This window comes from Natronospira proteinivora (assembly GCF_024170465.1).
Lineage (GTDB): Bacteria > Pseudomonadota > Gammaproteobacteria > Natronospirales > Natronospiraceae > Natronospira > Natronospira proteinivora.
The window spans coordinates 893903-908763 of the sequence record NZ_JALJYF010000002.1; the positions used below are offsets into that span (position 1 = coordinate 893903).

The window sequence follows — 14861 nt, forward strand, 5'->3', positions numbered from 1 at the left end:
TTGATCGTTTTAGCGCAGACAGTTCCCCGGAGCTGTCTGCGTTTTTGTATCCGGGGCGGATTCCATGGCCCCGATGTGTCAGAATTCCCTTGCCGGCTCGGGCCGAGACCGTTCAGGGAAAGGAGAATGGGATAGAGTGATGAGCATGAAAAGCGCCGTCGTGATCCTTGCCGCTGGCCGCGGCAAGCGGATGAACTCCCGCCAGCCCAAGGTCCTCCAACCCCTGGGCGGGGAAGCCATGCTTGCCCATGTGCTGGCAGGGGCTGCCCCGCTTGCGGCCGGAAAAACCGTGGTGGTCATCGGCCATGGTGCCGATGCCGTCCGTTCGGCTTTTGCGGATCAGGATCTGGCCTGGGCTGAGCAGAGCGAGCAGCTGGGCACTGGGCACGCAGTGGTCCAGGCCTTGCCTCATATTCCCGATGACCACGTGGTGCTGGTGCTCTACGGCGATGTGCCCCTGGTCACATCCCAAACCCAGCAGGCCCTGGTGGAGGCCGCCTGCGACTCGGTCGCGGTGTTGACGGCCGAGATGCAGGATCCCACCGGTTATGGCCGAATCCTTCGCGATACTCAGGACAATGTACGCGGTATCGTCGAGGACAAGGACGCCAGCCGCGAAGAGAAAGCCATTCGGGAAATCAATACCGGCTTGCTGGCGGCCCCTGCCGCCAAGCTGCGCGAGTGGCTCTCCCAGGTGGATTGCAACAATGCCCAGGGTGAGTATTACCTCACCGACATCATTGCCATGGCCGCCGAGGCCGATTATCCGGTGCGCGGCATTGTCGCCAGCGACCCGGAAGAGATCCAGGGGGTCAATAACCGCGCCCAGCTGGCCCAGGCCGAAGCCATACTGCGCCGCCGCCGGGCACAGGCCATCATGGCACAAGGCGTGACCCTGGCCGACCCGGCCCGGATCGACATCCGCGGCCCGCTGGACTGCGGCCGGGATGTGTTCATCGATGCCAATACCGTTTTTGAAGGCCAAGTCACATTGGAAGACGATGTTTATATCGGGCCCGGCTGTGTCATCCGAAACAGCCATCTTGGGCCCGGTGTGCGGGTGGATGCCCACAGCGTCATCGAAGAGGCAAATATTGGGGCGCAAGCCCGGATTGGTCCCTTCGCACGGCTCCGGCCCGGTTCCCGCCTGGCCGGAGGTACTCGGGTCGGGAATTTTGTCGAGATCAAAAACGTCCGGCTCGGGGAAGGCTCCAAGATCAATCATTTGGCCTATGTCGGGGATGCGGACGTGGGCAGGAACGTGAATATCGGTGCCGGGACCATCACCTGCAATTACGATGGTGCCAATAAGCACCAGACCGTGATCGGTGATGGTGCTTTCATCGGTTCCGATAGCCAATTGGTGGCGCCGGTCATCATCGGCGAAAACGCCACCATCGGGGCCGGCTCCACCATCAGCAAGGATGCCCCGGCCGGTGAGCTGACCCTGTCGCGGGCCCGTCAGAAGACCCTGGCTGGCTGGAAGCGGCCGACAAAAGCCAGCTCCAAGCCTCAAGCCTCAAGCGCCAAGCCCAAACCATAATCAGCCCAATACTTCGCTTGCGGCTTGCAGCTCTGAATTCGAAATAGCCCTGGTAGTCTGGGCAGACTTGATGCTTAGATAAAGAACCTCAAGAGAGAGATCCCTTAATCATGTGTGGAATTGTTGGTGCGGTTGCGGAACGGGATGTGGTACCCATTCTCATGGAGGGGCTGCGCCGTCTGGAATACCGGGGCTATGATTCGGCCGGCCTGGTGACCCTGGGCGATGACGGCGAACTCCATCGTGCCCGGGAAGTGGGCAAGGTGGCATCACTGGAAGAGGCCCTGGGGGAACAGCCCATACACGGTCGTCTGGGTATCGCCCACACCCGCTGGGCCACCCATGGCGCACCCAGTGAGCGCAATGCTCATCCCCAGTTTTCGGGTCAGGACCTGGCACTGGTACACAACGGCATTATTGAGAATCACGGGCCCCTGAGAAAGGCCTTGAAGGAAGAAGACTACCGTTTCCTCTCCGAAACCGATACCGAGGTGGTGGCTCACCGTATCCACCAGCATAGGCTGGAGAGCCAGGACCTTTGCTCAGCAGTTCAGACCGCCGTTGCCGAGCTGGATGGAGCCTATGCCCTGGCGGTGATGGATCGCAGGGACCCAGATTGTATTGTCACCGCTCGCCAGGGTTGTCCGGTGGTGATCGGTATCGGGATCGGCGAGCACTTTGTCGCCTCCGATATCGCCGCCCTACTCCCGGTCACCCGCCGTTTCATCTTTCTTGAAGAAGGGGATGTGGCCGAGATTCGCCGGGACCAAGTCCGGGTTTTTGACGCGCACGGCAATGCCGTGCAGCGCAAGGAAATTGAAAGCCAGTTGTCCGCTGATGCCGTGGAGCGGGGTGAGTACCGGCATTACATGCTCAAGGAAATCCACGAGCAACCCAATGCAGTGGCCGAAACCCTGGAAGAACGCCTGACTCGCGACCGTTTGCTGCCGGCGGTCTTCGGCCCTGATGCGGAAACACTCCTGCCGGCGGTGGAAGGGGTGCATATCATTGCCTGTGGCACAAGCTACCATGCCGGTCTGATTGCTCGTTACCAGATTGAACAGATGGCCGGCATTCCCTGCAATGTGGAAATCGCCAGCGAGTATCGCTACCGGGAACCGGTGGTTCCAAAGAATTACCTCTTTGTCAGCATTTCCCAATCCGGGGAAACGGCGGATACTCTGGCTGCCCTGCGTCTGGCTGGAAAAAAGCCTTACCTGGCACGCCTGGCCATCTGCAATGTGCCTGAGAGTTCCCTGGTGCGGGAATCCGACCTGGTGCTAATGACCCGCGCTGGACCGGAAATCGGTGTTGCCTCCACCAAGGCTTTCACCACCCAGTTAAGCGCCCTGGCCCTGCTGGCCCTGGCCTTGGGCAAGGCGGGTAAGCGCCTGGACCAGGCGGCGGAAGCGGCGGCGGTGAAGGAACTGCGTGCCCTGCCGGCGGCCATTGAAGACGCCCTGGGCCTCAATGATGAAATCGAGCATTTGGCCGAGCAGCTGGTGCACCGCCATCACGCCCTTTTCCTGGGGCGCGGCGCCCATTATCCAGTGGCCATGGAAGGGGCCTTGAAGCTCAAGGAAATCTCCTACATTCATGCCGAGGCCTATGCTGCCGGCGAGTTAAAGCATGGTCCCTTGGCATTGGTGGATGAGGACATGCCGATTATCGCCGTGGCCCCCAATGATGCCCTGCTGGAGAAGATTCGATCCAATCTGGAGGAGGTCCGTGCCCGGGGTGGCTCCTTGATCGTGTTTACGGACCCGGAGACCGGTTTCGAAGCCGATGCGCACAGCCAGGTCATTACCCTGCCCAAGGCCGGCGGCAAGCTAACCGCCCCGGCCCTGTTTACCATCCCGCTTCAGCTACTGGCCTACCATGTGGCCGTCCATAAAGGCACCGATGTGGACAAGCCTCGCAACCTGGCCAAGTCCGTGACCGTGGAATAAGCACGGCTCCGATCCGGAGACTGGCTTAGGGGCTGCTTAGATTGATCCCCACGGGAGCGTGATCCGAGGGGCGTTCGGCCTTGCGGGGTTCAATGTCGATCCAGCTGCCTTTCACCTGCTCCCTGAGTCCCTTGCTGGTGAGGGCCAGATCGATCCGCAGGCCCCGGTTGCGGCGAAAAGCGCGGGTGCGGAAGTCCCACCAGGAGAACTGCTCCGGTTCCTGATCAAAGAGGCGGAAGCTGTCTTCCAGCCCCAGGGCCAGAATCCGGTCCAGGGCTGCATGCTCCTGCTCGGAGAACAGGATCTTGCCGCGCCAGGCCTCGGGGTCATGCACATCGGCATCCGCCGGAGCGATGTTGAAGTCCCCCATCACCACCAGCTTTTCATGGCGGGCGGTTTCTTCCTTGAGCCATTCCGTCAGATGGGCCAGCCAGTCCAGCTTGTAGGCGAATTTTTCGCTGCCCACGGCCTGGCCGTTGGGGACATAGAGATTGATCACACGCAGATCACCATAGGTGGCTGCCAGGACCCGGCGCTGGGGATCCTCGAAACCGGGAATATCGGTCACCACATCCCGGCCCGGCTCCCGGCTGATCAGGGCTACACCGTTATAGGTCCGCTGGCCGTTGATGATGCTGTGATAACCCAGTGCCTCATAGGTGGCCGCCGGGAAGACATCATCCGGCACCTTGGTTTCCTGCAGCCCCACCACGGAAGGCTCGTGTTCCTTGATCCAGTCATGGACCTGCTGTTCTCGAACACGGATGGAATTTACATTCCAGGATACGATCGATCCCGTCACAGGCTGAGTCCTCCAAAACGTTGTCGAATTTTCTTTTCACGCCAGAGATAACCCACCAGCCCCCCCAGCAGGCCCACCATCAACAGGACAAGGCCGGTGATGCCCAGCTCAACGGGGCCCATTCTATCTCCCAGCTGCCCAGTCTCTTCCGGACGATGTGTTTCACTGGCCGGAGATGCCTCTGCTTCGTCAACGCCGGCCACCGTCGTATCCAGATGCTCCGGCAGATCCAGAGTGGTGCGAGTATCCAGTATCACTAGACTGTCCGAATCCTGACTATCGTCCAGGGCCTGTTGGAGCTCATCGATGCGTTGATGCAGTACGGCCTGTTCGGCTTCGCCTTGATCCAGCGACGCTCTAAGCTCATCTCTTTCCGCGCTGAGCTGATCCCTTGTCTGCCGCAAGCTCGACAGTTCTTCGGCTTGATTGCTAACCGTGTCGGCCAGTTCATCCCTTTCGCTTTCCACCTCGCTGATACGCACACGGGCTGGTGGTGATTCCACAAGAAAGTCTTCATTAACCCAGCCGCGGGTGCCATCTTCGGTTTCTACCTCCGCAAAGCCGTCTTCCACTGGACCGAGTCGCAACAGGCGATCACCGCTGTTTAGCAAGGTCAGTCTATCGCTGTCACTGTCCGGCTCCGGATACAGGCTCAGGAATAATTGATCATTGACCCAGGCCGCTTCTGTGTCTTCTTCCGCCACCTGGGCGCCCAGAGGCAAGGCCAGCATCAGACTCAGAAGCAGTGCAGAGACATGAGTGACTGTGCGCATCAGGCCGCCTCGCTAATGCCGTGGTGACGAAGGAAAGCCGACAGCTCCGGTTCCCGGCCCCGGAATTGTCGAAAAACGACCGCGGCCGGTTGGCTGCCGCCGAGCCCCAGGACAGTGTCACGAAAGCGCCGTCCCGTTTCACGATCAAACAGGCCCTGTTCTTCGAAGGCGGAGAAGGCATCTGAGGACAAGACCTCGGCCCAGAGATAGCTGTAATATCCTGCCGCATAACCGCCACCGAAGATGTGGGCAAAGCTGTGGGCGAAACGGTCGTAATCGGCCACCGGCACCACCGAGATGGACTGACGGACCTCGCCAAGCAGGTCCTGTATGAAGCCGCTGCCTTGACCATCGTATTCCCGATGTAATCGCAGATCGAAGGTGGCGAACTCCAGCTGACGGAGCAATTTCATGGCCGATTGAAAATTGCGCGCCGAGAGCATGGCCTGGTGCAGCGCTTCCGGCATTGGCTCATCGCTCTCGTAATGCGCCGCAATCCGATCCATACCCGCCCGGGGCCAGGCGAAGTGCTCCTGAAACTGGCTCGGCAGCTCTACCGCATCCCACTCCACCCCATGTATGCCGGCCACATTGCTCACATCTACCTGGGTCAGCAGATGCTGAAGGCAGTGACCCAGCTCATGGAACAGGGTGATCACATCGTCATGGTTAAGCAGGCTTGGCTGATCGGCCGCCGGAGCCCCGAAATTACAGGTGAGATAAGCCACCGGCGTTTGCAAGTCCTTGCCCTGGCGCCGACGACTGATGCACTCATCCATCCAGGCGCCGCCCCGTTTGCCGTCCCGGGCATGGAGATCCAGATACAGGCGACCAATCCCTTCACCGCTATCATCGTCTATGAGCTCATACAGGCGGACATCTTCATGCCAGGAGTCGAAATCGCTGAGGCTTTGAACGGAGAAGCCATAGAGTTCACCGGCAATGTCGAACATCCCCGATAGCACCCGCTCCAAGGGGAAATAGGGGCGCAACTGTTCATCGGAAATGGCATGGCAGGCCAGGCGCCGCTTCTCACTGGCCCAGGTGATATCCCAGGGAGCCAGTGACGCGATGCCCAGCGATTCCCGGGCATAGTCCTGAAGGGCTTCGAACTCCTTTTCTGCCGCCGGGCAGCTGCGGGCCTGGAGATCGGCCAGGAAGGCCGCCACCGCATCGCCACTGTCCGCCATCTTGGTGGCGAGGGACAGCTCGGCGAAATCCGGATAGCCCAGCAAATCCGCCGACTCCTGGCGCATGGCCAGAATCTCATTCATGATCGGGCCATTGTCGAAACGACCGGCATCGGGGCCCTGATCGGAGGCCCGGGTGGCGTGGGCCCGGTGTATTTCTTCCCGCAAGCTGCGATCATCGGCGTGCTGCATGATGGCCAGATAATCGGGGAAGGCCAGGGTGAACAGCCAGCCGTCCAGGCCTCCGGTCTCGGCCCGCCCGGCGGCCCGGGCCAGATCCGGTTCCGGGATGCCCTGGATTCGGGCCGGGTCGCTCACATGACACTGCCAGGCTTCGGTGGCGTCCAGAACATTCTGCTCAAAACGATTCTGGTGTTCGGAAAGCTTTTCCTGGAGCGTCCTGAAGCGGCTGCGCGCTGGTTCATCCAGGCCGACCCCGGCCAGTTTGAAATCGCGCAGCTTGTCCTCGACGGTCTTGCGTTGGGCGGTATTCAGACCCGCCCAGTTTGGGCCTCCGCGCAGCTGACACCAAGCCTCATACAGGCCGCGATGCTGACCCATCTCGGCTTCATAGCGGCTGATCAGGGCCAGGCACTGCTCGAAGGCCGTGCGCACGGCATCATCATTGCGTACATTGTTGAGATGGGAGATGGGGGAGAATACACGGGCCAGACGGTCATCCACCTCCGCCAGGGGTTCGGCCAGACTGTCCCAGTCGAAGGGCCCCGACTGGTTTGCGAGTGCTTCAATCGCCTGACGGTTATCGGCCAGCACCGTCTCCACGGCCGGCACGAAATGGCTGGCCTCAAGTTGCCCGAAGGGTGGCAGATCAAAATCCTGCAATAATGGATTGCTCATGGAAAACCCTCCCCCGGGCGGGTCGTAGAGAATGCGTAACTTATCACGGGCGGCGACGTCTTTCAGCTTGCCGGCAAGCCTGGCGCTGCCGTTCGGGTGGCTTGACAGCCACATTGTGAGACCGTCCAATGAGCAAGCCGTTTCATGGCATCGAGGAGATTATGGCCGACTTTGACCTGATTGTGATTGGCGCCGGTAGCGGCGGCATGGCCACCGCCCGGCGGGCGGCTGAATATGGCCAGCGCGTGGCGGTGGTGGAATCAGCCCGGCTGGGGGGGACTTGTGTCAATGTGGGCTGCGTGCCCAAGAAGGTGATGTGGTATGCCGCCAGTCTGGCCCATGGCCTGGAAGAGGCCGCCGACTATGGTTTTGATCTTACCGTCCACGGTCACGATTGGGCTCGCCTGAAGGCCGGCCGCGATGCCTATGTAAAGCGCCTGAACGGGATTTACCAGCGCAATCTGGATAAAAGCCAGGTCCAGTTGATCCAGGGCCATGCCCGCTTTACCGATCCTCATACCGTAGAGGTGGCCGGTGAGCGTTATTCCGCCAAGCGCTTCCTGATTGCCGTGGGCGGTTATCCTGCCCGGCCTTCCATACCGGGTGGCGAGCTTGGTATTACCTCGGATGGCTTTTTTGAAATGGAGGCCCTGCCCAAACGGATTGCCGTGGTGGGCAGCGGTTACATCGCGGTGGAACTGGCCGGCATGCTCCAGTCCCTGGGCGCGAAGGTGAGTCTGGTAGTGCGTCGGGATGGCGTCTTGCGGGGCTTCGATGAGAGCCTGCGCCAGCGATTGATGCATCAGATGGCGGAGGACGGCATCAAACTGGTCACTGAATTTGTGCCCTGTGAGGCACAACAGGATGATGAAGGCTTCCATTTGTCAGCCGAGGATGGACGGGCCTTGGGGCCATTTGATGAATTGCTGTGGGCCATTGGCCGTCATCCCGCTACCGATGCGCTGGGCCTGGACACGACCGCTGTCAAACGGGATGAAAAGGGCTTTATCCTGGTGGATGACTGGCAGGCCACCGAGCAGGACCATATCTTCGCAGTGGGAGATGTCACTGGCCGCTGGCCTTTGACCCCGGTGGCCATCGCTGCGGGCCGTCGCCTGGCCGATCGTCTTTACGGGGGCCAAGCCGACCGCCGTCTGGATTACCACACCATCCCCACTGTGGTCTTTTCCCATCCCCCCATCGGCACCGTGGGCTTGACCGAGGCCGAAGCCCGGGCCGCCGAGGGCGCCGAGGCAGTGACCGTGTATGAGGGTGGCTTTGTGCCCATGTACTACGCTCTGGGTGAGCGCAAGCCCAAGGGCCTTTGCAAGCTGGTCTGTGTGGGCCCCGAAGAACGGGTGGTGGGTGCCCATGTAATTGGAATGGGTGCAGACGAAATGATGCAGGGTTTTGCTGTTGCCGTGCGCATGGGCGCCACCAAGGCCGACTTCGACGACACCGTCGCCATCCATCCCACCACCGCCGAGGAGCTGGTTACGCTGCGCTAGATCTTCGATTTTTTAAAAGAGGACACGAAGGACACGAAGAAAAGCAGAAGGATACGAAGGGATAAACAGTTTTTCTCGGGTTTTTTCGGTTTATCTGAAAGCTTGATGTTGTTGTCAACGTTGGGCGACAAAAGGACCGTTTAAACACTTCGTGTCCCTTCTGCCTTTCTTCGTGCCCTTCGTGTAGGATTTTCCCAAAGCAAGACCTCACACCCAATCAGCTATACAGGAAATGCTATGCCCATTCGTAACTACAAGGATTATCAGCCAAAGATGGGTGATCGCGTCTACGTGGATGAAATGGCTTTGGTGATTGGCGAGGTGGACTTGGCCGATGATGTCTCCATCTGGCCCATGTGTGTGGTGCGCGGCGATGTGAACTTCATCCGCATCGGTGCCCGCTCCAATATTCAGGATGCCACCGTGATTCACGTGACCCATGACGGGCCCTATACCCCCGATGGCGGCATTCCCACCATCGTCGGTGAAGACGTCACCGTGGGCCATAAATGCCTGCTTCATGCCTGCACCATCGGCGACCGTTGCCTGATCGGCATGGGGGCGATTGTCATGGATGGTGTGGAGGTAGGCGATGACGTGATCATCGGCGCCGGTTCCCTGGTTACCCCCGGCAAGAAGCTGGAATCCGGCTGGCTCTATCGCGATTCCCCCGCCCGCCCGGCCCGCGAACTCAGCGAGCAGGAGCTGGAACAGCTCAAATATTCTGCCGAACACTATGTCCGGCTCAAGGATCACTACCTATAAGCCTGGACAAGCCAGGGCAGCTTACGATTGGTAATGTGGCCCCCACAGCCGATATTGCTAGCAGCCGGCACCCAACATAGCGTATCCGTTGTGGGAGGGCCATTACTCGGCTCTTCCCTGAGCCTCGCCCCTTCGGGGCCTTCCGCGTTGCGGAAGTTCAAAAACGTTATTCGGCCCGTCCATGGGCCTCACCCTGCACTCACATGCAGGGCCTGGCACAAAGTGCCAGTTCAAATGCGTTCCTTACGCATTTGTCCATACGCTTTTGTCCTGGCCCGATGGGAGTTTGTCGCGGCAGGAAAGCCGCTCCCACAGCGGATGGCTGCGACCGGTAAGTGAATATCACCGTCTCAACAAGGCTGTGGTGTCTGGGCGGGTGTTGCGCCATAACTGGTAGGACTCCGCCGCTTGTTCCACCAACATACCCCAGCCATCGGCGATGTGGGCGCCGTAACGCAAGCCCTGATGGAGAAAGGGTGTGAGTGCGGGACTGTAGACCAGGTCGTAGCAAAGGGTGTCGGGCGCCAGCAGGCGGCGGGGAAATTCAAGGCTGTCGCCACTCAGGCCCGCGGCGGTGGTGTTGATGATCAGATCAAAGCTGTCCGTCGGCCATTCGCCTAGATCACCCGTGGTGATGGTGAGGTGGCCGGGGAAGTGTTCGGCCAGAGTTCTGGCGCGAGCCGGAGTGCGATTAGCAATGTGCAGTCGGCTGATGCCGGCATCCAACAAGGGGCCCAGGATGCCCCGGGCGGCACCTCCGGCGCCAATGACTAGGACATGGCGCTTTTCCAGGCGGACGGCCAGGTTCCCGGTAATGTCCCGGAGGAGGCCGGCACCGTCGGTATTGTCACCTAGCAGTCGCCTATCCTCTAGTCGTTTGAGGGTGTTGACCGCCGCCGCTCGCTCGGCTCTGGCGGTCAGTTTATCGGCCAGTTTGAAGGCACTTTCCTTGAAGGGGACAGTGACATTGGCACCCTTGCCGTCCTTCTCGAAGAAAGCTCGAACGGAAGCCTCAAAACCATCCGCCCCCGGATCAATTCGTTCATATTGAATAGCCTGACCGGTTTGTTCGGCAAACTGCTGATGGATTTCCGGGGAGCGGCTGTGGGCCACCGGATGACCGAAGACGGCGTAGCGGTCCGGCATGGTTCAGCCTTCTTCCTGAAGCCACTCGGCGGCCCGTCGGGCGAAATAGGTGAGGATGCCGTCGGCACCGGCCCGCTTGATGCTGGTCAGGGCTTCCAGCACCACATCCCGCTCTTCCAGCCAGCCGTTCTCGGCGGCCGCCATGAGCATGGCGTATTCACCGCTCACCTGATAGACGTAGGTGGGCGCCCCATAGCGGTCCTTCACCCGCCGGACCACATCCAGATAGGGCATGCCGGGTTTGATCATCACCATATCGGCGCCCTCGTCCAGGTCCAGGCCCACTTCCCGCAGGGCCTCGTCGCTGTTGGCCGGGTCCATCTGGTAGGTCTTTTTGTCCGCACCCGCGAGGGCCTGACCTGAGCCCACCGCATCCCGGAAGGGGCCGTAGAAACTGGAGGCATACTTGGCCGAATAAGCCAGAATCCGGGTGTTGCGATGCCCAGCGGTCTCCAGGGCCTGGCGAATGGCCCCCACCCGGCCATCCATCATGTCCGAGGGGGCCACCACGTCGGCCCCAGCCTCGGCATGGGACAGGGCCTGCTTGACCAGAGCCTCGCTGGTCTCGTCATTGAGGACATAGCCGTCGTTGTCGATCAACCCGTCCTGGCCATGGCTGGTGTAGGGATCCAATGCCACATCGGTGATCACCCCCAACTCCGGATATTCGGACTTGATGGCGGCCACCGCATTCTGAACCAGTCCTTCAGGATGCCAGGCCTCGGCCGCATCCAGGCTCTTGCGCTCGGCCGGCACCACCGGAAACAGGGCAATGGCGGGAATGCCCAACTCCAGCATGGCCTCGGCTTCCCGCATGATGCCGTCAATGGACAACCGCTCAATCCCGGGCATGGAGGGTACATGCTGGCGCTGGGCCTCCCCTTCCAGGACGAACATGGGGTAGATCAGGTCGTCAGGGGTCAGGGTGGTTTCTCGCATCAGCCGCCGGCTGAAGCCATCCCGGCGCATGCGCCGCATCCGAGTGGTGGGAAAGCCGATGTTGTCCCCGCTTTGCTTGCTCATGACGGACTCCTGAGAACATGGTCGCCGAAAGCTTAGAGCCCGAGGCCCTCGGCCACAAGGGGCCATTCTGATTCAATCATCCCAGCTCATGGTTTCCAGGTGCTGGCGCAAGGCGCCGGCGGTGCGAAAGCGTTTACGGATCAGGCCGCGCTTGAGACCCAGGCAGATATCTTTCACCACTTTTGGCTGTTTGGCGTAGTACTTCTGCCCACCCAGGGCATCGTAGAAGATACGAATGATATCGCGCACATCCTCCCGGATATGTTCGCCGGTGGGGCCCTTCCAGCGATAGAAATCAATCAGCTTCACTTCAAAGTGAATGCCCCGCCGGGCCACGATAATGTTCTCCGAGTGCAGATCCCCATGGTAATCCTTCAGGGCGTGCACCTCCTCCAATCCGGCGGCCAGGGCATGCAGCAGGTGGAGGGCCTCGAATAGGGGCAGGCGCTTGCCGGGCCGGCGGCGGATGAATTCCTCCAGCACCTCCCCCTCCACGAACTCCGAGACCAGGAAGGGCACCTGGCGGCCATCGTGCTTGACGTGATCGTGGGTGAGATAGGCGATCAATATTCGGCAATGGCGCAGGCGATTGAGCTTGCGAGCGTGATAGCTCACCGCCCGATTACCCATGTTGCGCTCGGGGTAGAAGAATTTGGCGGCCCGCTCAATGCCGGTTGCCCGCTCCCGCACCTTGTAGACCTCGCCCTCCCAGCCCCGACCCAGGCGCTCCACCACTTCATACTTTCCGGCCAGCCGGTCTCCGGGACGGAAGTCGAATCGGCGCACGCTCCGAGGCTGCGGTGCCATAGGCCCTCCCATTTGCCTGTGCGCCTGTCTGGCTGCCAAGGCCACACCCCCTATGGCGGAGGAGGAAAACAGGCGTACAATAAGTCCATCGGGGCCTCCATTGAGGCCGAACAGGCCGGCTTGCTGCCAGCCAATGGGCAAGAATGCAGCAGGCCGACGGGGTGGTCAATCGTGAGGATTGCCGAGGGAGAACAAAGCCCATGCCCTGGATAGACACCATTGATGAAACCGAGGCCAGTGGCGATCTCAAAGACGCCTATGAGGCACTGGATGCCCAGCAGAAAAAGATCGCCAACATCCTCAAGGTGCACAGTCTGAATGCCGGGGCCATGGAGCGACAGATGTCGCTCTACACCCATCTCATGTTTGGCCGAAGCGGACTTTCCCGGGCGGACCGGGAAAGTATTGCCGTGGTGGTTTCCGCGGCCAATAACTGTGGCTATTGCGTCAGCCACCATGCGGAGGCTCTGTCTCATTATGAGCAGGACAACTCCCTGTTGCGCCGCATGGTTTCCGACTTCCAGTTCCTGGACATGCCGGACAAAAAGGCCCGCATGCTCAGTTATGCCTTGAAGCTCACTACCTCCCCCAGCCAGGTCTCCGATGAGGACATACAGGAGCTTAAGGATGTGGGCTATAGCGATCGGGATATCCTGGACATGAACCTCATTGCGGCCTATTTCAACTTCGTCAATCGCGTGGCCCTCGGTCTGGGTGTGGATTGCAGCGAGCCCGATGGCGGTGAAAGTGCCCGCGGCAAGGATGATCCCGAAACCTCATGACCCTCACCCAACTTCGTTACATTGCTGCTTTGGCACGAGAGGGGCATTTCGGCCATGCGGCCGAGGCCTGCTTTGTCAGCCAACCTACCCTGAGTGTGTCGGTGCGCAAGCTGGAGGACGAGCTGGGCGTGTCTCTGTTCGAGCGCCAGTCCGCACGCGTGGTCCCCACCGATGTGGGCCGGCGGATCGTGGACCAGGCCGAGCGGGTTCTGTCGGAGGCCAATCGGGTCACGGAACTGGCCCGGGCCGGGCAAAACCAGCTGGTGGGGGAATTGCGGATTGGCGCCATCTTCACGGTGGGGCCTTACGTTCTGCCCCATGTGATTCCGGGCCTGCATGCCTCGGCGCCGGACATGCCTCTGGTCATTGAGGAAAACTATACTCATGTGCTGGCGGACAAGCTCCGTCAGGGAAAACTGGATGTGATTCTCGTCAGCCCCCCTTTCAGTGAACACGGCATCCATATCTGGCCGGTGTATGAAGAGGATTTCAGCATCCTGATCCCCAGTGAACATCGACTGGCTCAACAGCAGCGCATACCTGCTCGTGAGTTGGCAGAGGAAAACATGTTGTTGTTGGGGGATGGTCATTGTTTCCGGGATCAGGTCTTGTCCGCCTGTCCCGAGTGCCTGGGCAGTGAGGCCCGACAGCGGCCAGCCCGCACCACCGAAGGCTCCAGCCTGGAAACCATCCGCCACATGGTGGCCAGTGGCCTGGGGGTGACGGTGGTGCCCCAGACATCCCTGGGCCGCTGGCAGCGTTTTGGTGAGGATGGTGGCTTGCTGCAGGAGAAACCCTTTGCCGGCCGGGCCCCTAAACGCCAGATCGCCTTGGCCTGGCGGGAGACCTTCCCGCGGCCCCGGGCCGTGGAGGCCGTGCGTCAGGCCATCCTCGATGCTGATCTGAAGGGGATGCGGCCATTGGCTGATTCTCCTCCCATCGCCAGCGACAGCGGCAAGAAAGTTACCCTCGATTAAGGAATTCAGCCATGTCTGATGCCAACGGGACCATTCCCTTCCATTTGGCCTTCCCGGTGCGAGATATCGAAAGCACTCGGCGTTTCTATGGCGAGATACTGGATTGCGCCATTGGCCGGGAAGCGGAACGCTGGATTGACTTCGATTTCTTCGGCCATCAGTTGAGTGCCCATGTGGCCGAGGAAAGGGGCGAGACCGCCCGCAATGAAGTGGACGGTGATGCGGTGCCGGTGCGTCATTTCGGCGCGGTGCTACCCTGGCCGCGCTGGGAAGCTTTGGCTGACAAGCTCCGCCAGCATGATGTGCCCTTCCTGATTGCCCCCCGCATCCGCTTTCAAGGCGAGCCCGGCGAACAGGGAACCTTCTTCATCAAGGACCCCTCCGGCAACGCCCTGGAATTCAAATCCTTCCGCCACCCCGAGCGCCTGTTCAGTACCCAGTAGATGGCGTGTCTAAAGTCGAACACGAAGGAAACAATGGCTGGCGGTTCCGTCCCCGTAGGAGCGGATTTATCCGCGATTGACTCTCGGGGTGTATAGAGGATCTGGTTTTTACACGGAGATAACGGAGAAGCACGGAGGGACACGGAGAATAAAAAAGGGGGGGGCAAATCATTGTGGTAGCGGCGTCCGCCGCGATCATGCGCAAGGCCGCTGGTAATCGCGGCGGACGCCGCTACCACTCGCTCCCTTTTCATTTACTCCGTGCTTCTCCGTGTCCCTCCGTGATCTCCGTGTT

The 14861-nt window shown here is 60.4% G+C and carries 13 protein-coding genes; 7 read left to right on the forward strand and 6 right to left on the reverse strand.

Annotated features, from left to right (window positions below; all coding sequences use genetic code 11):
* Positions 1 to 145 precede the first annotated feature (145 nt).
* Both glmU and glmS read left to right on the forward strand, forming a co-directional pair.
* A complete protein-coding gene (glmU, locus tag J2T60_RS11095) occupies positions 146 to 1543 on the forward strand; it encodes a bifunctional UDP-N-acetylglucosamine diphosphorylase/glucosamine-1-phosphate N-acetyltransferase GlmU (protein ID WP_445376061.1) in 1398 nt (465 codons plus the stop codon).
* 110 nt (positions 1544 to 1653) lie between these two features.
* Positions 1654 to 3492, forward strand: a complete 1839-nt coding sequence (gene glmS, locus J2T60_RS11100) for a glutamine--fructose-6-phosphate transaminase (isomerizing) (RefSeq protein WP_253449996.1) — start codon at positions 1654 to 1656, stop codon at positions 3490 to 3492.
* Positions 3493 to 3517: 25 nt separating this feature from the next.
* On the opposite strand, the gene xth is transcribed toward glmS, so the two are convergent.
* From xth to J2T60_RS11115, 3 genes are read right to left on the reverse strand one after another with little or no spacing between them, the layout of a single operon-like run.
* Positions 3518 to 4294 carry an exodeoxyribonuclease III gene (gene xth / locus J2T60_RS11105; RefSeq protein ID WP_253449999.1) on the reverse strand — a complete coding sequence of 259 codons (777 nt, stop codon included), beginning with the start codon at positions 4292 to 4294 and terminating at the stop codon, positions 3518 to 3520.
* On the reverse strand, positions 4291 to 5067 hold the full coding sequence (locus J2T60_RS11110) for a TIGR04211 family SH3 domain-containing protein (RefSeq protein ID WP_253450002.1): 777 nt from the start codon (positions 5065 to 5067) through the stop codon (positions 4291 to 4293). Before J2T60_RS11110 ends, xth begins: the two co-directional genes overlap by 4 nt.
* A complete protein-coding gene (locus J2T60_RS11115; protein WP_253450005.1) occupies positions 5067 to 7115 on the reverse strand; it encodes a M3 family metallopeptidase in 2049 nt (682 codons plus the stop codon). The genes J2T60_RS11110 and J2T60_RS11115 overlap by 1 nt, the downstream gene beginning before the upstream one ends.
* 128 nt (positions 7116 to 7243) lie before the next feature.
* Here J2T60_RS11115 and gorA point away from each other — a divergent pair, with 128 nt between their 5' ends.
* On the forward strand, positions 7244 to 8623 hold the full coding sequence (gene gorA / locus J2T60_RS11120) for a glutathione-disulfide reductase (protein WP_301288414.1): 1380 nt from the start codon (positions 7244 to 7246) through the stop codon (positions 8621 to 8623).
* Positions 8624 to 8860: 237 nt separating this feature from the next.
* Complete coding sequence (locus J2T60_RS11125) at positions 8861 to 9388, forward strand: gamma carbonic anhydrase family protein (protein ID WP_253450008.1); 528 nt, start codon at positions 8861 to 8863, stop codon at positions 9386 to 9388.
* A 342-nt stretch (positions 9389 to 9730) separates the two neighbouring features.
* Here the strand turns inward: J2T60_RS11125 and aroE are convergent, their stop codons facing one another.
* The 3 genes from aroE to J2T60_RS11140 form a co-directional block, all read right to left on the reverse strand.
* On the reverse strand, positions 9731 to 10534 hold the full coding sequence (gene aroE / locus J2T60_RS11130; RefSeq protein ID WP_253450011.1) for a shikimate dehydrogenase: 804 nt from the start codon (positions 10532 to 10534) through the stop codon (positions 9731 to 9733).
* Between the two features lie 3 nt (positions 10535 to 10537).
* Positions 10538 to 11557: a porphobilinogen synthase gene (gene hemB, locus J2T60_RS11135; protein ID WP_253450014.1), complete on the reverse strand. Its 1020-nt coding sequence runs from the start codon at positions 11555 to 11557 to the stop codon at positions 10538 to 10540.
* Between the two features lie 72 nt (positions 11558 to 11629).
* Entirely contained in the window at positions 11630 to 12364 is a 735-nt protein-coding gene (locus J2T60_RS11140; RefSeq protein ID WP_253450017.1) for a protein kinase domain-containing protein, read from the reverse strand.
* 200 nt (positions 12365 to 12564) lie between these two features.
* On the opposite strand from J2T60_RS11140, the gene J2T60_RS11145 reads away from it, so the two are divergent.
* From J2T60_RS11145 to J2T60_RS11155, 3 genes are read left to right on the forward strand one after another with little or no spacing between them, the layout of a single operon-like run.
* A complete protein-coding gene (locus J2T60_RS11145; RefSeq protein WP_253450020.1) occupies positions 12565 to 13146 on the forward strand; it encodes a peroxidase-related enzyme in 582 nt (193 codons plus the stop codon).
* Complete coding sequence (locus tag J2T60_RS11150) at positions 13143 to 14123, forward strand: hydrogen peroxide-inducible genes activator (protein ID WP_253450023.1); 981 nt, start codon at positions 13143 to 13145, stop codon at positions 14121 to 14123. Before J2T60_RS11145 ends, J2T60_RS11150 begins: the two co-directional genes overlap by 4 nt.
* An 11-nt stretch (positions 14124 to 14134) precedes the next feature.
* Complete coding sequence (locus tag J2T60_RS11155) at positions 14135 to 14566, forward strand: VOC family protein (RefSeq protein WP_253450026.1); 432 nt, start codon at positions 14135 to 14137, stop codon at positions 14564 to 14566.
* Positions 14567 to 14861 lie beyond the last annotated feature (295 nt).

Coding starts and splice junctions, on each gene's coding strand:
- glmU (WP_445376061.1), top strand. CDS start 146: ATGAAAAGCGCCGTCGTGATCCTTGCCGCTGGCCGCGGCAAGCGGATG.
- glmS (WP_253449996.1), top strand. CDS start 1,654: ATGTGTGGAATTGTTGGTGCGGTTGCGGAACGGGATGTGGTACCCATT.
- J2T60_RS11110 (WP_253450002.1), bottom strand. CDS start 5,067: ATGCGCACAGTCACTCATGTCTCTGCACTGCTTCTGAGTCTGATGCTG.
- J2T60_RS11115 (WP_253450005.1), bottom strand. CDS start 7,115: ATGAGCAATCCATTATTGCAGGATTTTGATCTGCCACCCTTCGGGCAA.
- gorA (WP_301288414.1), top strand. CDS start 7,244: ATGAGCAAGCCGTTTCATGGCATCGAGGAGATTATGGCCGACTTTGAC.
- J2T60_RS11125 (WP_253450008.1), top strand. CDS start 8,861: ATGCCCATTCGTAACTACAAGGATTATCAGCCAAAGATGGGTGATCGC.
- aroE (WP_253450011.1), bottom strand. CDS start 10,534: ATGCCGGACCGCTACGCCGTCTTCGGTCATCCGGTGGCCCACAGCCGC.
- hemB (WP_253450014.1), bottom strand. CDS start 11,557: ATGAGCAAGCAAAGCGGGGACAACATCGGCTTTCCCACCACTCGGATG.
- J2T60_RS11140 (WP_253450017.1), bottom strand. CDS start 12,364: ATGGCACCGCAGCCTCGGAGCGTGCGCCGATTCGACTTCCGTCCCGGA.
- J2T60_RS11145 (WP_253450020.1), top strand. CDS start 12,565: ATGCCCTGGATAGACACCATTGATGAAACCGAGGCCAGTGGCGATCTC.
- J2T60_RS11150 (WP_253450023.1), top strand. CDS start 13,143: ATGACCCTCACCCAACTTCGTTACATTGCTGCTTTGGCACGAGAGGGG.
- J2T60_RS11155 (WP_253450026.1), top strand. CDS start 14,135: ATGTCTGATGCCAACGGGACCATTCCCTTCCATTTGGCCTTCCCGGTG.